This is a genomic window from Phycisphaeraceae bacterium, assembly GCA_019636795.1.
GTDB lineage: Bacteria > Planctomycetota > Phycisphaerae > Phycisphaerales > UBA1924 > JAHBWW01.
The window spans coordinates 91149-112387 of the sequence record JAHBWW010000003.1 but is presented as its reverse complement, the minus strand read 5'-3'; the positions used below and the strand labels follow the sequence as shown (position 1 = coordinate 112387).

13 protein-coding genes are annotated in these 21239 nt (G+C 60.2%); 9 read left to right on the top strand and 4 right to left on the bottom strand.

Annotated elements, in window-relative coordinates:
- Positions 1-76: 76 nt before the first annotated feature.
- Positions 77-2476 (bottom strand): hypothetical protein, encoded by a 2400-nt coding sequence (locus KF757_06630; protein MBX3322649.1) that lies wholly within the window; start codon positions 2474-2476, stop codon positions 77-79.
- Positions 2477-2669: 193 nt separating this feature from the next.
- On the opposite strand from KF757_06630, the gene KF757_06625 reads away from it, so the two are divergent.
- Together KF757_06625 and ribD are read left to right on the top strand one after the other, a co-directional pair.
- Positions 2670-3623, top strand: coding sequence for a hypothetical protein (locus KF757_06625; protein ID MBX3322648.1), 954 nt, complete (start codon positions 2670-2672; stop codon positions 3621-3623).
- Between the two features lie 11 nt (positions 3624-3634).
- Positions 3635-4789 carry a bifunctional diaminohydroxyphosphoribosylaminopyrimidine deaminase/5-amino-6-(5-phosphoribosylamino)uracil reductase RibD gene (ribD, locus tag KF757_06620; protein ID MBX3322647.1) on the top strand — a complete coding sequence of 385 codons (1155 nt, stop codon included), beginning with the start codon at positions 3635-3637 and terminating at the stop codon, positions 4787-4789.
- Positions 4790-4819: 30 nt separating this feature from the next.
- On the opposite strand, the gene KF757_06615 is transcribed toward ribD, so the two are convergent.
- Both KF757_06615 and KF757_06610 read right to left on the bottom strand, forming a co-directional pair.
- Positions 4820-7978 carry an isoleucine--tRNA ligase gene (locus KF757_06615; protein MBX3322646.1) on the bottom strand — a complete coding sequence of 1053 codons (3159 nt, stop codon included), beginning with the start codon at positions 7976-7978 and terminating at the stop codon, positions 4820-4822.
- Between the two features lie 224 nt (positions 7979-8202).
- Complete coding sequence (locus tag KF757_06610; protein MBX3322645.1) at positions 8203-8757, bottom strand: hypothetical protein; 555 nt, start codon at positions 8755-8757, stop codon at positions 8203-8205.
- 569 nt (positions 8758-9326) lie between these two features.
- Between KF757_06610 and KF757_06605 the strand changes: the two genes are divergently transcribed.
- A complete protein-coding gene (locus KF757_06605; protein MBX3322644.1) occupies positions 9327-11183 on the top strand; it encodes a HEAT repeat domain-containing protein in 1857 nt (618 codons plus the stop codon).
- Positions 11180-11695, top strand: a complete 516-nt coding sequence (locus tag KF757_06600; protein ID MBX3322643.1) for a hypothetical protein — start codon at positions 11180-11182, stop codon at positions 11693-11695. The genes KF757_06605 and KF757_06600 overlap by 4 nt, the downstream gene beginning before the upstream one ends.
- A gap of 27 nt (positions 11696-11722) precedes the next feature.
- Here the strand turns inward: KF757_06600 and KF757_06595 are convergent, their stop codons facing one another.
- Positions 11723-13078 carry an ABC transporter permease subunit gene (locus KF757_06595; GenBank protein MBX3322642.1) on the bottom strand — a complete coding sequence of 452 codons (1356 nt, stop codon included), beginning with the start codon at positions 13076-13078 and terminating at the stop codon, positions 11723-11725.
- 440 nt (positions 13079-13518) lie between these two features.
- On the opposite strand from KF757_06595, the gene KF757_06590 reads away from it, so the two are divergent.
- Genes KF757_06590 through KF757_06570 form a run of 5 tightly spaced genes read left to right on the top strand, consistent with a single transcriptional unit; the run spans position 13519 to position 21227 of the window.
- Positions 13519-15597 carry a hypothetical protein gene (locus tag KF757_06590; GenBank protein MBX3322641.1) on the top strand — a complete coding sequence of 693 codons (2079 nt, stop codon included), beginning with the start codon at positions 13519-13521 and terminating at the stop codon, positions 15595-15597.
- A 55-nt stretch (positions 15598-15652) separates the two neighbouring features.
- Complete coding sequence (locus tag KF757_06585; protein MBX3322640.1) at positions 15653-16669, top strand: hypothetical protein; 1017 nt, start codon at positions 15653-15655, stop codon at positions 16667-16669.
- Positions 16666-18054, top strand: coding sequence for a hypothetical protein (locus KF757_06580; GenBank protein ID MBX3322639.1), 1389 nt, complete (start codon positions 16666-16668; stop codon positions 18052-18054). Before KF757_06585 ends, KF757_06580 begins: the two co-directional genes overlap by 4 nt.
- 27 nt (positions 18055-18081) lie before the next feature.
- Entirely contained in the window at positions 18082-19314 is a 1233-nt protein-coding gene (locus KF757_06575) for an ABC transporter ATP-binding protein (protein ID MBX3322638.1), read from the top strand.
- Positions 19311-21227, top strand: a complete 1917-nt coding sequence (locus KF757_06570) for a hypothetical protein (protein ID MBX3322637.1) — start codon at positions 19311-19313, stop codon at positions 21225-21227. Before KF757_06575 ends, KF757_06570 begins: the two co-directional genes overlap by 4 nt.
- Positions 21228-21239 lie beyond the last annotated feature (12 nt).

Below are 21239 nucleotides of genomic sequence, written 5' to 3'. Positions count from 1 at the left end.
ACGCATCAACGCCCAAAGCTCATGGCGATGCTTCAGGCGTTGAGGCATTGTTTACGCCAGCGGCATGATCGCTAGTTCAGTCGATCGGCACAGTCGCGACCGATCCTGATGCTTCCTCCGTCGGGGCCACATCAGCCATCGCCCGCACCGCCGCATGAATCCGTGCCAGCGCCGCGTCGGCGAGATCAAACTCGCCACCAGCACTGACGTGCGCGAGTTTCTGCTGCTGCTCGCTCAGGAAAATCTCGGCGTACGCACGGTCACGCTGGGCTTGAAGCGACGCCAGGCGGGCCTGAAACGTCGCCGCCGTCGCCGATTCACGGGCGTCGGCGTGCGCATGCTGCTGTTCAACGAACGCAAGCATGATCTGCTCCTTGGCCGTGGCGTGAGCGCGGCGGAGTTCGTTCTCCGCAGCAAGTTCGATCATCGCCGCATTCGCTTCGGCCCAGGCACGCTCGACTTCGGCCAAGGCAACCGCACGCGCACGATCGGCATCGGCGATCGACTGGCGGATCTGTGCTTCGGTTCGCGCCATGCGCGCCGTAAACGCCGCGTCAAGTTCCGTCGCACGAGCCTGCGCAAGTTCGGTCAGGCTGTTGGCGACCAGGGCCGCTTCATTGAAGTTGGCCCGAGCCGTCGCCAGATACGAAGCCGCACCCTGCCGCTGTGCCGCGAGATCGGCATTGAGCGCCGCAGTCACCGCCGCCGCACGGGCGCGCAGCGCAGTCGCGTGAAAATTCCCTTCCGAACTGATGGTCTTGGCCTGAGCCAGAAGGTCGTCTGCCTCGGCTTGAGCCTTGCCCAGCGTGGCCTGCTGCTGCGTACGCAGCGAAGCCGCTTCGCGCTGAGCCTGATCGCGCTGAAGAATCGCGCTGTCACTGTGCTGCTGTTGCTCGATCGCTGCTGAAGCCAGAATCGCATCGGCCTGAATGCTGAGTTCGACCGCACGGGCACGCGATTCCTCGCGAATCGAGTGAGCAGAGACCATGGCTTGGTCATAGGTAACCGCAGCACGCGCCAGCAGCGACTCGGCGTTGTCATAGAGGGTCTTGATACGCACCGCCGATTCCTGCTCGATCAGCGCCAGTCGTGTTTCCGCCTCGGCCGCCTGCGCGTGTGTGCTCTTGAGCCAGTTCTGTGAGTCAATGCGGCGGATCTCGCACTGCGCCAGTGCGCGATCGCGGGTCGTTTCGGCTTCGAGACGGAGCCTGATGATCTCATTGGCACGTTCATCACGGGCGGTGCTTGAGATTGCAGTGTCTGACGCCAGATCCGACTCCATTTCGGCCATTCGGGCAAGGCGGATGGAGGCTTGGAGGCGAACAAGCCGCTCTTCAGATGCGATCTCGTCGAGCGTGTGCTGATGGACGATGGCCGAATCCTTGAGCGATGATTGAATGTCGAGCCGATCGCGTGTCAGTTGTGCGCTCAGACCTCGGAGTTGTTCGGTCGCGGTGTCGCGCATGCGCTGCGCTTCGATCCGTGTCTTTTCGCGTTGTGTTTCCGCGAATGATGTGGCTGATCGAAAGGTCTGCTCAATGGCCGACTCACTGAGTGTTTCGGCCTGGGCGCGAAGTGTTTGTGCTGTGGCTTCGGCGCGGGCGCAGGCGGTGGCAGCGAGGTGCTGCTGGGTTTCATATGCGGTTCGAGCAAAGGCTTCGCGCTCGGCGACCTTGGCATCCATTTCTGCGGATGTAGCAATGGCCTGCTGTCGGAGCGATTCGGCGCGAGCACGCAGAGCCAGCGACTGGCTCTCGCCTCGCTCTGTTGCTGCACTGGCTGCGAACTCGAGTTGCTCGGCTTGTGCCATGCCCTGGGCGTATGCAAGGGTGATCTGGGCGAGCATCGCAGCGTGCTCGGCCTGGGCAATTTCCCACGCGGCATCGCCAGCCGTGCGCAGCCGATCTGCTTCAGCGAACCACGACTCGAGCGAAGCATGGCGATCGGCATGATGGCGAACACGATGAGCATCGAGCGAGGCTCGCTCGGCGTGCACGCTGTCGAGAACCTGCCGGGCGCGGGTTGTCTGGGTCACACGCTGGAAGTCGGCATCGGCCCGGGCGACCTCGAGCATGGACTCGGCTTGCGCCAGTTGACTGTTGGCGGCTGCGATGGCAGCCGCGCGATTGGCAGCGGCTTGGATGCGTGCGGCCTCTGCGGTGGCACGCTGGAGACGCTGACTGTCAGTTTCACCAACAGCCGAGACCACCCACGCGACGGGAGCCTGCGCCGCCCGACCATCGCGAAGGTAATCCTGATCGGTGTAACGACCAGCGATCAGGTCTTCGGAAATCTGGACTGACGCCTGGGCGGCAGCAGCGGTTAGTTCGGCACTGGATGAAGTCGTGCTCTGACTGCGGGATTGGCACCCGCTCATCGTGGCGGCCAAAGCACTGACCAGCGTGGTGATGATAATGGTCGAAGTGCTTCGGAAATGCGGTGCTGACGGGTGGAACTTGGTGATGTTTTTCTTCATGGTGTGACTCCGTGGCTGGTGCTCGCAAAGTTGCGGACTCAGACCGGATCGGCAAATCAAGGCGGATGATGAACTTGCAGGGTTGAATCGGCGGCAACGACCGTACGGATTGGTCGGAGTGTGCGGGGGCTTGCCCCGATGGGGGGACTTCGAAGCGCAAGAACGGCCGAATGATGGGGCTTACGATGGGAGCGTGGGTGTGTTGTACTGCGGCATCGACGAGGCGGGGTATGGTCCGATGCTCGGGCCTTTGTGTGTTGCGCTGGCAGCCTATGAAGTAGAAGGTTGGCAGCCCGGCGACACCGCACCGGATTTATGGACACTGCTCTCGCGGGCGGTCACTCGCCAGGCGAGAGGAGCGGGCACGAGGATCCCGATTGCGGACTCCAAGAAGCTGAAGCTGTCCAACTCGGGCTCTGTCGATCCGCTTGTGCATCTGGAGCGTGGCGTGTTGTCGCATCTGGGCGCGTGGCTCGAAATGCCAACGAGCGATGCGGACCTCTTCAACGCACTGGGTGTGCGCCTTGGTGACGAGGCGTGGTATGCGGATCAAGAGAGAACGCTTCCTCGTGCCGGGTTGGCCGATGCGCTGCGCATCGACGCCAACATGCTTTTGCGAGCAGGGCGTGATGCCGGCGTGCGACTGGTCGGGCTGTGGTGCCTGACACTGCCCGAGCAGCCGTACAACACACTCATCGAGAGGCACGGGACTAAGGCGGCGACGACAGAGTTTGCACTGCGGCGGTTGATCGAGCGCGTTCTGCAGCACGCGGGCGAGTCGCACGTGCGCATCGTGTGTGATCGGCAAGGCGGACGCCAGAAGTATGTACGGACGGTGTCGGATCTTGCTGGGCGAGGCACCGCGAGCGTGCTTGAGGAAGCCGATCGTGTGAGCCGTTACGCGCTCGACGACCGGACAATCGTGAGTTTTCAGCCCGAGGCAGAGAACGCACACATGCCGGTGGCGCTGGCGTCGATGACGGCCAAACTGGTGCGTGAACTGGCAATGGCCCGGTTCAACCGATACTGGAGCTCCCGCGTGCCGGGGCTGAGGCCGACGGCAGGGTATGTGCAGGATGCGCGGCGGTGGCTCGCGGAAGCAGGGCTTGATGAGCCCACCCGGGCGGTGCTCGTGCGCAAGGCGTAGGCTCCTGTGGTATGCACCATGACCCGGACAAAACAATGCTCAATCTGGCGGCGCGGCTGGCGCGGCGGGGAGAGGGGCTTGTCGAGCCGAACCCAATGGTCGGTGCGGTAATCGTCGCGCCGGATGGGCGCCTCATCGGGCTCGGGCATCATCGTCGCTTCGGCGGTCTGCACGCCGAACGTGAGGCTCTTGCCAACTGTCGCGCCCGTGGGCACGATCCACGCGGGAGCACGATGTACATCACGCTTGAGCCTTGCTGCCATACCGGCAAACAGCCACCGTGCACAGAAGCGGTGATCGAAGCTGGAATCGCCGAGGTGGTGTATGCGCGGCCCGACCCTGGAGAAATTTCGGGCGGCGGCGCCGCGATCCTGCGTGATGCTGGCGTGCGCGTGCGGCAGAGTGACGCAAGCATGGCGGCCATTGCTGCAAGTGATGCTTTCGTGAAGCGCACTCAGAAAAATTTGCCGTGGATCATCGCCAAGTGGGCTCAGACAATCGACGGTCGCATCGCGACGCGCACGGGCCAGAGCCAGTGGATCAGCAACGAGCGGTCGCGGCGTCGCGTGCACCAATTGCGGGCCAGGGTTGACGCGATACTGACAGGAATGGGTACAGTCGAAGCTGATGATCCGCTCCTGACGGCGCGTGGTGTGCATATACGACGGGTCGCGCAGCGCGTCGTGATTGATCGCGATCTGACGATCAACCCTCAGAGCCTGCTCGTGCAATCCGCCAGGCAGCACCCGACTATCGTCGCGTGCGCCAAGGAACTGATCGTGGCCGATATCGTCGCGGCAAGACGCGAAGCGCTCGAGGCGGCTGGCGTGTGGCTGCTGGGCGTGCCCGAAGATGTCCGAGGCCTGCATCTTCCGCTGCTTTTCGAGACGCTGGCAACGCGATGCGACGTGAGCCGCGTACTGGTCGAGTCGGGACCGGGGCTTCTGGGGTCCCTCTTTGAACTGGATCTTGTGGATGAAGCGGTGGTGTATGTTGCTCCAATGCTGTTGGGCGATGACCTGGCGAAGTCGGTTGCTTCTGGCCGCGTGGCATCATCACTTGCCGAGGGGAGGCGGTTCAATTTGGTGTCTACCAAGAGGCTGGGTGATGATGTGGAACTGGTATATCGGCGAGTTCGTGAGGCGAGCGAGGGTACATATGAGTAATGCTCGCACCGTGTATTCGGGCGTTGTCTTTTATGCCTGACCTACCGCCTGCGCATCACGATCAGAGAGCATCCCGCCGTCAGATCGCTCACGCACAGTGCCGTCGCGCTTCCATGAGCGTTCGCAGCGTGCCGCCGAGGCATCGCCCGCTTCAAAGCGCTCGCGCGCGTTGATGATGCGCAGACTCTTGCCGCCCGGTTGCACCATGACGCGGCTGACGCCGCAGAGGTCGGCCAGATCGGCAGGGTCGAAGTGTGCAAGAGTGTCCCATGCGCTCGCCTCACCCGACGAGCCTGCACCAACTTCGACCCACGCATCAAGCGGGTTGTCCAGACCGGTCTTCTTCGCGGCTTCGAGAGCGAGCATCACCTCATCGCGCAGCCGCAGCACATCGGCCCACGCAACATGGGCCTTCACGCCAACAGACGCCAGGAACTCGCGCGTATGTACACACGCATCGCCAGCGCCCTTGTACAGAGCGCCGTACGCTTCATCAGCCGTGTGACACATCACCGGCGCGAGCAGGCGGCAGAGGCCGTCGGTCAGAGCGTGCAGCGTCGCCTGCGTCCGCCTCCGCCGCGGGGCATCGATGCGATCGCAGTACAGCCGATCTTTGACCGCAGCCAAGTACACCGCGCTGAGGGTGTCATTGCAGAAGTCATACAGCGCCGCATGCGCCGCGCGGAAGTCATACCGCTCGTACGCCCCGATCACGCGCCCGGCCAGCGCGTCAAATTCGGCCAGCACCCACGCATCGAGCGAGGTCGGCTCGATCGAGGCCAGGGTCGGCGCGACGGAAGAGGCGTCAATGTCGTTGAGATTGCTCAGCATGAAGCGCAGCGTATTGCGCACCTTGCGATAACTCTCGCCCGCCAGTTTGAAGAACTCGTCATCGACTTTGACATCGTTTTCATAACTCAGGCTGCACACCCACCATCGCATCACGTCGGCGCCATAATGCTCGAACAGGCTCTCGATGGTGTGTCCGGCGCTCTTGCTCAGTTTGCGGCCGTCCTTGTCGACCATGAACCCGTGTGTCAGCAGCGTCTTGAACGGCGCGACACCCTGCGCGCCCAGGCTCGTGAGCAGCGACAATTGAAACCAGCCGCGATGCTGGTCGGAGCCTTCGAGATACAGATCGGTCGGGAATGCAGCATCGCCGAAGCGCTCGCGCATCACCGCATTCCACGATGACCCGGATTCGAACCAGACGTCGAGGATGTCGCCGCCTTTGCGCGCGCTCTCGAGGCGCACCTCGCCGGATCGCACCGACTCGGGCGCGTCGACATCGGCCTTGGAGTCATAGTCGGCGAGTAACTCTGCCGGCGACAACTGGAACCATGAGTCCGAACCCTTCGCCCGAAACACGCGCGCCACCGCTCGAGTCGAGGCCTCGGTCATCAGCACCTCGCCATTCTCGAACTCGAACGCCGGGATCGGCAACCCCCACGCACGCTGACGACTGATGCACCAGTCGGGGCGACTCTCCAGCATGCCGCGCATGCGGTTGCGGCCCCAGGCGGGGATGAATGTCACGCATCGCACATCTTTGATGCCACGAAACAAGTCCCGTTTTTGCGATGGGTCGAGAGGGCGACTCTCATCCTCGCCGGAAGCGAGTTCTTCCTGTAATTGTCGAGTTTCGGCCTGCTCGGCCGCTCGGCGCTCTTTGCGGGAATCGAGCGTCGCGCGAGCCTCGGGATATTGCAATCCGCGATCCTCGATCTCGTTGATGTCGACACATCGTAAAGCAAGCTGACGGAGCGACAAATCGCAATGGCGCGACGGCTTCTCGACGCTGACGAACCATTGCTCGGTGCAGCGGAAGATGACGGGGGTTTTGCTGCGCCAGTCGTGCGGATACGAGTGCGAAAAGCGCTCGCTGTGGAAGAGGTGGCCGCTATCGCGCAACTGTTTGGCGATTGATTCGTTGGCATCCCAGATGCTCACGCCGCGCAAGTGCTCCGGGGCTGTGTCGTCATAGCGACCATTGCCCAGCACCGGGCAATAGATCGGCAGCCCATGCTTGAGCCCCGTCTGATAATCCTCGGCACCGTGACCTGGTGCTGTATGCACGAGCCCCGTGCCGTCTTCGAGCGTCACATAGTCGGCGCTGACGAGCGACCAGACGACTTCGACGCTACAGATGTGTCCGAGTCCACATTCGGGTACTCGCGTGACGAATGGATGCTTGTATCGCAGGCCGAGGAGTTTTTCGCCGCGGGTGACGGCCAGCACTTCGACGGCTTCAGCCCCGGCGTTTTTCGTCACGCGCTCGACCAGATCCGCGGCGAGCACGGTAATGTTGCCATCAACACGAACCAGGGCATACTCCGCCTTCTCCTGCACCGCAACCGCAACATTGGCCGGAAGCGTCCAGGGCGTCGTTGTCCAGATCATGAAACTCGGTGTCTGGGTGGGGCGATCGTCGGCGCTGAGGTTGAAGGCGTCGTAGACCTTGCCTGCGTCGAGGGCTTCAAAATCAACATAGACCGACAGGTCTTCGCGGTCCTGATATTCGAGTTCGGCTTCGGCGAGGGCGGTTTCGTTGGCGATGGACCAATGGACGGGTTTGAGGGCGCGATAGACGAGGCCTTGCTTGAGAAGTTCGGCCAGCACCTCCAGCGTCGCCCCTTCATAGTCTGGCGACATTGTCAGGTAGGGCTTGTCGTAGTCAGCCAGTGTGAGGAGTCGCTTCATCTGCGACGCCTGCAACTTCTGAAACTTCTCCGCATACTTCTGGCACTCACGTCGGATCGCCATTCGTCGCACATCGTCCGCCAGCGTATCGAGTTTGGCTGCCTTGCCACTCTCGACAAGTTCGGTCATCACCTTGTGCTCGATCGGCAGGCCGTGACAATCCCACCCCGGCACATAGGGGCAGTCATAGCCCATCATCGTCCGAGTACGCACGACAAAATCCTTCAGGCACTTGTTCATCAGGTGCCCGAGATGGATCGAACCATTTGCGTAGGGGGGACCGTCGTGAAAGTTGAAAGTTCCGCGCGACTTGCCCGTGCCTTGTGCGCGCAGCCGCCCGTACAGCCCTTCCTGCTCCCATCGCTTCTGGCTCGCCGGTTCGTTCTGCACGAGATTCGCCTTCATCGCGAATGTTGTCGTTGGCAGATTCAGCGATTTCTTGTAGTCGCGGGCGCTGCTTTGCGCGCTCGGTGCGCTTTTTTCACTCATGGTGTCGTCATCCTGTCAATGACCGCCCGCAGGCCCACGCCGTCGGGCAGTAATCTCTACTTGAAGTGGGGGTCAGAAACACGCAACGGGCACACGCCCCGCACAGCCGATCGGCATGATCGTCTAGCGGGGCTGGCTAATTCGAATCATCGAACCTGTGCGCACTGTAACCGTCGCTTGAATCATGCACAAGCATAGCACTGGCAGACCACCCGAGCCGACAACTAACGCCCATGCCGTTCGAAGATCGTCTGTGTTCTCAGCACGATGCGCCCGTTTGAAATCAAGTGATAACTCTGCGCGTGAATCTCCCGTGCGTATCGCTGCAAGTCCAGCACCGAGAGGCATGGCCCAGTTTCGTCCGACCAAGCGTGCGTCAGTGCCTCGGCCGAAGCCGCAAACTCCCTCATCTCATCCAGGGTCGAATGGAAGATGTTGTCATTCAACTGCTCGGTCTGCACCGTTGTCATGTAGTTGATGCCCTGGAGGGCAAAATCCCTATCAAAATCCCGCTCACCGGCACAGAAAAATCCCGCGACGACACCTGCTTCGGGAATTTCTTCTTCCCGATCCGTCACGAGTTCGCACACGCAGGCCGCGCTGTTCAGCGCAAAGCGAAGCAGGTGCCTTCCCGGCATGATCCAGGCCTCGAGCTCGAATCCGGTGCCACTGACCACCCTTCGGTCGCGCAGTTGGAACAGTTCAGGGTGTAAAGCCTTGTTGTAGAGGAGCAGTTGGTACGTTTGGAGGGAGTTCATTCGGACGGTGGGGTTCAACATGCGGCGGCTCCGTGCTCGGCATACTTCGCGCTTCTGTCGGGCTGCCGATTCCTTACCCCCGATTTTGGTCCCGAACGCGACGGCAAGCCGAAACTCAATCGCGGACACGGGTGATCAATAGCGAAGGCAGCAGATCCCGAATTTGGAGGCGTGGGCACCTTGCCACAATATATCGACAATGGGAGCCTTGTGTCCACAACTTCTTGGATAATCTGTTCAAACAAGTGACTGGCGAGTCGTAAGTGCATACTTTACCAAGAACTAAAAAATCGAGTCAAGGAGAATTTTCTATTGACTCTATTCGCAAAGTGGTCGCAAGAATCCCCCAAACGTGGGTGTTTCGACTGCTTTCTGATGCGATGCGCATTGCTCACGCTGCGGAAAAAACTGACTTGGCGACGGTTGCGGTTGACTGTCTAGTGGCACCTCCTCGGCGCTTTTCGTGGTTCTTAGCACTGAGGCACGCCTGGGCAACCTGGCCTTGGTCACTTGATGATGTGGCGGAGCGCACTCGGCTGCTCACCGAAGTGGTGAGCTGTTGGAGCCGTCTGGATCCTCGGATTCGAGAGATGGTGCGTACCTTGCCAAGTGACGCGGTGCGCGACGCCCTTCTTGCAGCCGTCGAGAAGCACCCGGAAGCGGTTGCTGATTGGGTGTCGAGTCATCACGATGATGTCTCGTTGGATCTTGCGCGACTGATTCTGGCACATCCGGACAGGGATATCTCGAAGCGAGCAGCGACAGCACTTGTTGGCCGCCTGACTCGAATGATGCACATTGCGGACGATCCGGACTTCGCACCAGATTTCAAGCAGTACGGGTGCCAAGGCTCTTTGGCACCGACCGATGACTCGAAGGTGATCGTGGCGATCGTCGACGCCTGCGAACAATTCGGTGAGCACCAGCAACGTGAGGTGATGCTCGCGGGGCTGGTTTTGGCGCAGGGGCCGGGTCATGGACAAGGCGTGGTGCTGGCTCGCCTGGAATCGATGTGCAGGAACCCTGAGCATCCGGGCCAATCGGGTATACGTGCCATTCTGCGTCGCGGGCAGTCGCCGATTGTTCGGGAGCGGGCTTGGCGCTGGCTTGGAACCGAAGGATTGAGGGTTTCTGCGCTCGACCGCCTCGGGAGAGCGACAACGCTGCGTGAGCACGAACTCGTGCTCAAGTGCGGCTACCTGCTGGCCAGCCCGAAGCGTTGTCAGGCACTGTCGGCCCTGAAGGTGAAATCACGTCGTGGTGTACATGGCGAGGAGCCCAATCCTGGCGAAGCACTGCCAACGCTCGCCCAGAGGGAGCAGTTGTCTCCGGTCGCTCGGCGATACCTTGCAAACTTTGCCGAGAGTGTTCAAGTTTCGCCAGCAGCGCGAGCGACTCTCGCTGATGGGGGCTTGTGCGACCCGCATCCCTGGGTGCGATGGGCGTACTTGCGCCGGGCGGAGGCTCGCGAGCAAGTCAACTTCGCGTTTGATGTGGACGAACGACTGGCGCGGTCGGCTGCCCTGATGAGATCGCCTGCTGGGGTGCGGGAATGGGTGCGCTGGCCGTTGCGTACGAGCGACCAGCATCGCTTGCGCACAACGAGCGCTCTAGTGCGATCGCAACATCCGTGCGTGCGGGCGATTGCGCGCGGCGACGCGCGCAGGCTCAACCCGTTCGTTTCCCGCTCTGCCGAGTCACGGCTTGCTGCGAGGCAATGGCTCAAGGGAAATCGACAGGAGTTTCTCGGCGCACTCGCTCGGCGCATCGAGCGCAGCAAGGGGCATGAACAGATCGAAGCGATCCTGCTCACAAGAACACTCAAGCTGGTGCTGACGTTTGAGCCGACACTGATCGCGATGTTTGAGAGCAATCGCACGGATGCTCGGGTTGCGGCGACCATCGTCGCGGCGCTCGGCGATATAGATACACCCGCAGCGCGCGAAGTGCTGATCGCTGGACTGGCCCAGCTCGATCCCCGAGTTCGGGCGAACGCGGTTGAATCATTGGCTCGGGTGACGCACCTTCAGCCCCAGGTGCTTTTGCAAGCCGCGATCGCAGAACTCAAGTCCGACGAGCATCATCGAGTGCGTGCCAACGCGCTTCGATGTGTGATTGAACAATCCGCAGCGGGAAACACAGACTCGCGGGACTCATCGGGTATCGACGGGCTTGCGTCGCTGCTGAGCGACGATCGGCCGTTGCATCGTTTGGCAGGGCTTTGGCTTGCCGAGCGTTCGCTTTCCGGGTGTGGGCGCGACCGAGTGGGAGCGTCGTGGGATGGTTTGTGCCGACGAGTCGCAGCAATGGCATCCCGCGAAGACGACGAGGTTGTACGCAATCGTGCTACACGTTGCGCCCGACGACTACTCGGTGAAATGCGTTCCGGGAGTCGAGTGCAGGCCTTGGCGGATCACTCATCGACCATGACAGGAGCCCGACGGTGAGGAACGCCATTACGCTCTTTGATCCGAGTGCCGCTCCGGCGGCTGAGCCTCTGGTTTCTTCGCAGAGCGTTGCGATCATCATCGCACTTGTGATTGTGCTGGTGTCGAGTGCGATCATTGCACTGGCCATTCGACGGCGAGCCAAACGAGGCTTCGGTGAAACGACGCTTCACCTTCTCGGTGGGCGGTTGGGGCTGAGCACGCGAGATCGCAAAGCCCTATGCGCCATGGCAAGAAGTACACAGCACGAAGATTGCCCAGCGGCTCTGCTGCTCAGTCGGTCGGCGTTTCTGGCAGGATTGAGCGAGTTGGGACAAGCCGGAGAGAGCAAGCAAGTCATTGCGGCAGCCGAGAGGCTTGCGATCCGCATGGGTTGCGGATCGAGGAAGCCGAGTGTGCAGATCGAGCAGAAACTCGCGCGCAGCACGCCGAGCGTTCGCCCGCCTGGTTCGATCTCGCAATCGAAGGGTTCCAAAACCCGTCCGCACAGGCCCGATTCACGAGCCGCGTGAACACCGATGCCCAGATGCTTGTGTGCGTCATCCGACGTCGCGTGTCTGGAACAGTGCCACAGCGAGTGCCAGATATGTGAGTATCTGTGTAAGGCCGTACCCGATGATCAAAAACAGATGAGAAATTGGGATGTTCTTGGCCTGTGATACTGCGTCGACAAGCCAGAAGAAGTGCATGTTGGGCAGTACCGCCCAGCAGACGGCGGCTACGGGATTGACACGTGTGGGTTCGAGAAAAACAAAGTCGCCGGACTGTGGTGGCCTGCGAACGGAACTCGGGCGCGAACCGATGTGACGAATTGTGAGAGTCAGATCATCGATGGCGGAAACGACGAGCCCCGAGGGTGTGTTCGCCGGGAAGACTGGATTACTGTGGAGATCGGTCCCTTGCAACTCTGCGGTATACGGCCCCGCCAGCCCCAGCCCGTTCGGGGTGGGGCCGTAGAGAAACTGCATGCCGGGCCTGAGTTCGACGTTTGGTGGTGTCACGAGCACTACGGTGTATGAATCGCCGATGCGTGTGAGCGCAGTTTGGTCGGGAAGGATCGGGTAGGCAAAGGCGACTGAAGCAATTGGTGCATTCTTGAATGCGTGTCGGCCGAAGAGGTGGTTGCTCAGCAGCCCGAGCATGAATGCGCCGGCACAAACAACGATGGTCATGACCTGGCCGAGGCGTGTGGACGCAGCAATGGCTATCGCTGTCATGACAAGAATGGCCATTGTGAGCGCGGCGCATGAAATGGCGACCTGAGACTTGAAATCGGTGGTGAGGGGCTGAACCTGCCATTTTTCACTGATCGCCAGGACACCGAAATACGCGATCAGACTTAGGGGAAGCATCGAGACCACAGTGGTTTGTGGAAATGACCAGCCATAAAGAAAGTTTGCGCCTGCCCCGATGAGCAGCGACAGCATCACGGCGCCAAACCCGAAGACGAGCACTGGCATGTCGATTTCGTCGGCAGCGGTGCTCATCACGCCATGCCGCAGCGCGAGCATGAGAAACACGAGCATGATCACGACGGCGATCAATACCGCCGCGGCGACTCCGAGGAACTTGCCGATGACAATGCTGGTGCGAGAGAGGGGTTTGGACACCATTGTGAGGACGGTCTTGTTCTCGATCTCGCGGGAGAGAACGGCCGTGGCGATGAAGGCAGCCAGGAGCATGCCACAGACGAAGATGGTGCTCAGCCCGATGTCGAAGAGGAGCTTGTCATCGCTTGTGACATCGCCCGGCTCGTTCCGGTACCCCATTGAATACGCCGACCACCAGACGCTGAACAACTGAAGGACGCCCGATGTGATGACGAGGAGAAAGACGACCGGCTGGCGCAGGCTTTCGGTCAAAGTGTTGCGGGCGATGGTCAGCGAGGCAGTCATGAGGGATTCAGTGCAACGGGGTCATCACCGGCCTGGCGATTGAGGCGATGGTATCCTCAGATCTGGGATCAGGCGCGAACTCGGGGGATGTGAGGCCGTACAAATGTTGCAGCATCGCGCCAGTCGACAAAGCTATGGCCTTGAAGCAGCCCGTGAGACAGTGTATAGCAGATATCGCCATACTGGGTTCGACGCAGATCAAGGAATTCAAACGCGGGAAGGCATGGGAGTCGATTCATGTTTGGGTTGTTGAGGGCAAATTGTGGAAACCGCGGGTTAGTAGGGCGAGAATAGACCCCCGCCGTCCGGTATCGGGCGAGAATAGACTGCGCGGGGTTCTCCGCGCAGTTGCAGCATGTGTTTGAGTCTGGGGATGGCAGTGGACACGGGCGTGAACGATCGGTCGATCGTTGCCCCATCGAGCGAGGTGATCGGTACAGATGAAAGCCGACTATCTGACTTACCGGCGTGGAACAACAGTTTCGATCACGGGCTTCCTGATTCAGTTGCTCCTGACGCTGGTGTTCCTGATCTATAGCCAGTACGGGCAGGATCACGCGGCACTGACCGCGGCGATGCACCTTGGCATCGGGTTGCTGGCGTGGGCAACGCTCGGACTGATGTTCGATCTGCATCGTCGCGAACGCCTCGAAGACCTCGAGATCGAAGCGATCGGCAAGAGTGGGGCTTCGAGCGCGTTCGATTCATCGGAGGGAGAACTGCGTCCGGCCGCCCAGAGGCTTGCGGCGATGCAGAAGTTCTTCGTGCCGGGCGTGAGCCTTTTGATCGCTGCACTTCTGCTGGGGTTTGGATGGCTGCGACTCACGTCGGGGCGTAGTCTGGTGGAAGCGGATGACGCAGTCTTTGCCAAGTTGCCCGGCTGGGGTATCTCGATCGGCATTGGTACCGCGTTTGTGGGCTTTGTCTTTGCACGCTTTGTCGCAGGCATGGCCAAGCAGCGTGTCTGGTCGAGTCTGCGCGGCGGAGCGGCGTTTGCGGTCGGGAGCGCGCTCTTCGGCCTGGCCCTGGCGTTGGCGCACTTTATTGCGTATGCCACCAAGGAAGACATCGTCCTGCGCTATCTGCCGGTGATCTTTCCGCTCGGGATGCTGGTGCTTGGGCTGGAGGTCATCTTCAGTTTCGCGCTGAATCTGTACCGCCCTCGTCGCCCAGGCGAAGATCCGCGGGCTGCGTTTGATTCGCGCGTTCTCGGGTTCCTTGCTGCTCCGGACAAGATTGCCGAGTCGATCGGCGAAGCAATCAACTACCAGTTCGGCGTCGATGTCGCGGGCACTTGGTTCTATCGCCTTCTGAGCCGATGGGTGCTGATTCTCCTGGTCCTCGCGGTGGGCACGACGTGGCTGCTGACCTCGTTTGTCGTCATTCAACCTCATCAGCGGGCAATGATTTTGACATGGGGAGAAATCTCGCGTCGCGATGTCGGGCCTGGTCTGACCATGAAGTGGCCATGGCCTATCAGTACGGTCGAGATTCCCGAATACCAGCGTGTTCACTACGGCGATGATCACAGCGAGTCGAAGGGCGAGATCATTCGTACCGCGTCAGGCGTCCGAGTGATCCATCTCGGTTCGAATCCGCCAACAAACGACAATAAGCCCATCCTCTGGACGACTGCGCACGCTCTGAACGAGTCGCTCATGATCGTGCAGACATCCACTCAGCGAGCGGGACGCTCCGAAGGAGGGATCGATCCATCTCTGGTCGCGGTCGAGGTGCCGCTTCATTACACGATTACGAATGTCGAGTTGTACGACCAGTTCGCATCGCCTGCAGCCCGCGACGAGATTCTCAAAGGTATCGGTCGCCGCGAGGTAATGAGGTACTTGTCGACGCTCACGATTGATGACGTTCTGGGGGCAAGCAGAACACGCATTGCTGCCGATCTGCGTCAGCGGCTCGATGAGGCGTACAGCCAACTCAATGGGGGCAAGGGCGCAGGCATTGAGATTCTCTTCGTCGGGGCTGAAGGCGTTCATCCGCCACAGGCTGTTGCAATCCACTTCGAAGGTGTGGTTCAGGAGAAGCAGCGACGCGAAGCCGCGATCGAAGATGCGCAGCGCTACAAGATCGAAGTCTTGTCTAGAACCGCGGGTTCTGTCGGGCGGGCTGAACGGATTGCAGCGATGCTCGACGAACTCGACGTGAGTTCGCGATCAGGCGGAGCTGATGAAGAACTGGCTGCGATTCGAGTGCGTATCCAGCATGAACTCGAGCAGGCCGGCGGGCAGATGGGTGCCCGAATCATTCAGGCCAGTGCGCAGCGTTGGACGCGGCACATGCACGAACGCGGGCTTGCAGCCTTGCATCAGGGGCAGGTTGCCTCCTACAACGCAGCGCCTGAACTCTACCGTGCCAAACAGTACTTCGCAGCACTGCGTGAAGCCATGAAAGACGCCCGCGTCTATGTCGTCCCGGAAGAACTCGCGTGGATTCGCTTCCAACTCGAAGACCAGGGCACGACCAACATTTTCGATCCGAGCGCAGGAGCGCCGCAATGACCAAGACTGACATTCGACACGACCAGAATCATCGATCAAGCCAGGAGTCCGAACAGTGAACAGAGCGAAGTTTCCATTGGTGTGGGGCGTGGTTGCGGTCTTTCTGGCCGCACTGATCTCGTTCACCATCTCTTATAGCGTGAGGTTCACCGAAGCCGCTGTCCTTACGACCTTCGGCGCGGCCAATGATGACGCGACACGCGCGTCAGAACCCGGGTTCAGGTTCAAGTGGCCATACCCGATTCAGTCGGTTACCAAGTACGACACTCGGCAGCGTTTTCTGCAGGCTCGCAGCGAGACGCAGCAGACGGCGGACAATTTCCAGATTATCGTGGAAGGGTTTGCGACCTATCGCGTTTCAGACCCACTTGCGTTCTATCGGAGGTTCAGTTCTGCCGGCAACCGTTCGAGCGATCACTTTCGCCAGGCTGAGGACATGCTTCGTTCGAGACTGCGCAGCGCCCTTGGCGAGACCAGCAAGTATCGCATGAACGAACTGTTTGCCGAGCGTGCGGGTGCTTCCAGACTGCCGCAGCTCGAGTCTGCCGTCTTCGAGCTCATCACGGGTCAAAGCGAGGCCGGTGAAAGTCTGGTGGAATATGGCATCGAAGTCACCATGGTTGGAATCGACCGCATCGTGCTGCCTGAAGAGACGACCAAGAACGTGCTGGAGCGCATGAAGGAGAATCGCGCTCGCCTTGCAACCGAGTATTCAAGCGAGGGGCAAGCCATTGCCCGCGCGGTCAAAGCCTCAGCCGATGCCGATGCGCAGCGCATTCGCGCGTTTGCCGAAAGCCGCGCCAAGGAGATCATCGCGCGTGGCGAGCAGGAAGCAGCTCAATATCTTGCTGCACAAAACACCCATCCTGAACTGGCCATCTTCATTCAGAATGTTGACATGATGCGCGAGATTCTTGCCCGTCGCGTCACCCTCGTGCTGTCGGTGCGTGATTTCGGCATGCGACTGTTCAGCCCGTCAGCGCTGCGTGACCTCGCACCTGGCAAGTTGCCGGTTGACTTTCCGGCAATGGACCTGGACATGGGCCTGCAATCGCGAGGAGCGGCCGAATGAGCGAGCAGGATCCGATCATGCGTGAGCCAACGAGCACCGGGCTGCGTCGGACGGCGTCGGTCCAGCTGCGCGGGGCGACCGAGACCACTGAACAGATGATGGACCCGGCGAACCAGTCGCTCGCCGACGCGCTGCGCATCACCTACCGCATCGTACAGGTTGCGATGGTCGGGTTGGCCATTCTCTTCATTTTTAGCGGCATGCAGCGCATCGAAGAGAACGAGCGCGGCGTGCCTCTCATCTTTGGCAAGCCCACCGCCGACCAACTCGAACCGGGCCTGCACCTGAGCTTCCCGTTCCCCATCGGCGAGATGGTCAAGGTCAATGCTGCGCACACTACTCTCGGTCTGCTCGGCGAGTTTTGGCCGTATGTCGGGACCAACTACGAGACTCCCATCGACCAGATACAGGGCCTGCCACAGATCTCTCCCGAGCGAGACGGGTCGCTCGTCACGGGCGATCTGAACATTGCTCATGCGCAATGGAAGGTTGACTACCGCCGCGTACGGCACCGCGTGTACGCCGAGAGCATCCTGCCCGAGGATGAACAGCGAATCGTCGCTGCGGCCGTCAAGCGAGGCATTGTGCGGGTCATGGCACAGATCACGATCGATGACCTTCTCAAGCAGGCTGACAGCGACGAAGGCTCGATTGTTGCTCGCATCAAACTCGTCGCGCAGGACATGCTCGACCAGATGAACTCGGGCATCGATATCGACAAGGTAACGCTCTATCGCAAGACTGCTCCTCTGACACTCCGGCCCGCGTTTGAGAGTGTGCAGGCTGCGGTCAGCAATGCCAGTCAAGCCCGCGAGCAGGCCGGGCGCGAGGGTGACACGGTAAAGCGGTCGATCGCCGGCGCGGCGGCCGACGCTTTGGTCGGCTTGATTCGCAAGTATGAGGAAGCGATCGAAACCCGCGACGCCGAGCGAGCCGAAGCGGTAATGGCCTCGATCAATGACATCATGGAAGGGCGTGCGGTTGAGTTCGAGGGTGAAACCTACCCGGCAGGTCTGGCGTCTGGGCAAGTGACGGAAATCCTGGCCAAGGCCCGTTCGCAGGGGAATCAGTTGCGTGAAACGGCAGAGGCTGACCTTCGCATCTTCCTGGCCAAGCAGGAGCAGTTTGCGGCCAATCCGTCGCTGATGATGTATCGCGATTGGGTGACGGCCTACAACGAGTTCACTGCCAGGGACTTTGTACAGACCATGATGATTCCTGATGCGATGGGGGTTCAGCTCATCATCAACGCCGACCCCGAAATCATGAAACAAATGTACAGTGATCTCAAGCGGCGACAGACCGAAGAGCAGCAGCGCCGTCGCATTCAGGAAATCGAGGCAGAGCGATTCAGTCGTCAGCAAGTACCAGAACTCGGAGGTTAAGCGGACGAATGCCAGGAGCATGCAAGCATGGTTGAAGTAGCCGGCGAAGCCAAAAAGTCCAAGCCTGTTGTCGAGTGCATGAGGCTCTCCAAGGTCTTCAAGGACTTCTGGCTGCGCGATCGCGCTCGCGCAGTCGATGGCGTCACGTTCAACGTCATGCCCCGCGAAATCTTTGGGCTTCTCGGTCCAAACGGTTCTGGGAAGAGCACGACGATCAAGTTGCTTCTGGGTTTGCTCAAGCCGACTTCGGGCCGTGCCGTTGTGTTCGGGAACCTCCCGACCGATGTCCGCACCAAGCGTCGTATCGGATATCTGCCAGAAGAGTCATATCTGTACCAGTTTCTCAATGCGCGCGAGACCCTCGATTACTATGGCAAACTTTTCAATCTTGATCGCTCAGTACGCCACCGCCGCATCGATGAACTGCTCGACATGGTGGGCCTCACGCATGCTCAGTTTCGCCCCGTGCGAGAGTACTCCAAAGGCATGCAGCGCCGCATAGGCCTTGCACAGGCACTCATCAACGATCCCGATCTGCTCATTCTCGACGAACCCACCACCGGCCTGGATCCGATCGGCACCCGGCAAGTCAAGGATCTCATCCTGGAGCTTGGTCGTCGAGGCAAGACGATCATTCTTTCGAGCCACCTTCTGGCAGATGTTGAGGATGTTGTCAACCGCATGGTCATTCTCTATGGCGGGCGTATCCGCGATGAGGGCACGTGTGACAAACTCCTGACGCGCAAAAACCTCACGACCATCGAGACCGACGAGCTCGACGATCAGACTATCTCCGAAATCGACGCGATCATCCGTCGGCGGTCTTCCGGCGACAAGTCCATTCGCCGCGTCACCAAGCCACGTCAAAAACTCGAAGAACTCTTCCTTGGCATCGTAGAGCGTGCTCAGGCTGAGAAGGCATCGACTTCGGGAGCGATGCACGGCGGGGAAACTGCTGCATTTCTCCGCGCTGATTCGACGCCCGAAGGCGATGAACTCATCGCAAGCCTTACCCGCGACGAGCCCAGCCCGTCGAGTGTTGATGAGGCGTTCGAGCAGAGCAGAAGTCGGGACGTCAGCGAACAAGCAACCGATGAATCAGACTCGCTTATCAGCGACCTGATGTCAGAGCCGGAGCCCGAAGTGTCATCACCCGTTGAGCAACATGAAGCGCGAACCGCTCCGCAGCCGCAGGTTGATCGAAGTTTGATCGACTCGCTGGTTGATTCCGACGACGCAGACGAGGAGCCTAGCCGGTGAGTCTCAAAGACCGCTGGAGCCAGATTGATCGCGTGCAGCAGTCGCGTCTGTTCAAGATCCTCGCGACGGCCCTTGTGTTCATTACTTCAGTGGCCGTGTTTGGGTGGTACGCCGTTTCTGTCACATCCGGAACAGCGACGGGCCTTGCGCCCGGAGCCTCCGAAGAGACCGCTCGCATCATCGGCCAACTGCTCGAAAGATCACAGAGTGTTTCGGGCTTTGGCGTGCTTGTCGGATCCATCGCGATCGTCGCCTGTATTGTCGTGTGGCTCGGGCTCGGTTTGACGTATCTGGGTTTGCTGCTTTTTGCGCTTGGCTTGGCTTGGCCGCTTTCGATGTACAGCAGCACCGCAATCTACGCCAGGCTGCTCATCGGCATCGTTGCACTCACGGCTTCGTTCACTGCATTGATGCAGGGCGTGCGCATTCTGCTCTCCGGGCCTGGGCCAGTGATGGCTATAGCGCGCAACGTCCTCGCCGAAGCGGTACGCATGCGAGTCTCGCTCGTCTTCATCGTCCTGCTGATTTTCGGCCTTGCCGCGCTCCCGGGTGTGCTCGACTCCGGGCAGCCGCTGCGATACCGCCTCCAGTCTTTCCTTCAGTACAGCACCGGCGGCTCGTTCTGGCTGATCGCGGTGCTCACTCTCGTATTCGGCGTTACCACGCTCAGCAACGAGCAACGCACTCGCGTCATCTGGCAGACCATGACCAAGCCCGTACCTGCGTGGAAGTATCTCCTCGGCAAATGGATTGGTATTGTCGCGCTTCAGGGAGTCCTGCTGTCGGTCTGCTGCACCGGCATTTTTCTGTTCGTCGAGTACCTCCGCTCGCAGCCGGCGTATGGCGAAGTCCAGGCGTATGTTGCCGCCGATGGTGGTGTTTCAGAAGACCGCCTCATTCTCGAAACGCAGGTGCTCACCGCTGTCCGTCGCGTTGATCCTGTCAATCCGTATTCGCCCTCAGATCCAGACTTTCTTGAAGCGGTCGAGGAGTTCATTCGCCGCGAGCGAGTGCTCAATCCGGAGTTCGCCACGTATCCGGCCGAGCGAGCCAAGGTCCAAAGTGATCTCTTCAAGAGCCTCGTGCAATCGTATCGATCGATCGACCCGATCAATGAGATGGTTGGCGAGATGTACACGTTCACCGGGCTCGAACGCGCCAAGGCTCGCGATCTGCCGATCACGCTTCGCTATCGGGTTGATGCAGCCGGAAATCGCCCCGACGAGTTCTACATCCTCTCGTTCCTCATGCCCACCGGGCAGATCATCACCCGACGCACCGCTCTTGGCATCAATCACACGATCACGCTCTCGCCCGAGTACATCGGCCAGCCCGCACATGAAAACCCCGGCGAACTGAGTATTCGCGTCTACAACGGCGAGTTGCGCGTAACACCAGATGGCGTGCCCTTCATCACCCCCAACCCCGCCACCATCACGTTCCCACCAGGCGGCATCGAAATCGCCTACCGAGCAAGTGGATTTCAGATAAACTTCGTCCGAGTCGCCGGCGTGCTGTGGATCAAACTGGCATTTCTGGCGATGCTCTCGATCTGGGCGGCGACATTTCTCAGTTTCTCTGTCGCTTCGCTCGTAGCCATTTCCGTCTTCCTGATGGCCGAATCTGCAGGATTCCTCACCAAGTCGATGGAATCCTTCAGTACTACCGACCACTCAGGAAAGGAAGTCCTGCTCAAGCAACTCGCTGCAATCGTTTCGACCATCGTCGCCAGATTTTTCAGCGTGTATTCGGAACTTCGCCCGGTCGATCGCCTCGTTCAGGGTCGCATCATGTCGTGGCAGACCGTTGCGGTTGCAGTTGTCGTGCTCAGCATCGTCACATTCGTACTCTACGCCATAGGCGTCGCAATCTTCCGCAAGCGCCAGTTGGCGGTGTATTCGGGTCAAGGTTGATTGTGTGCAAAG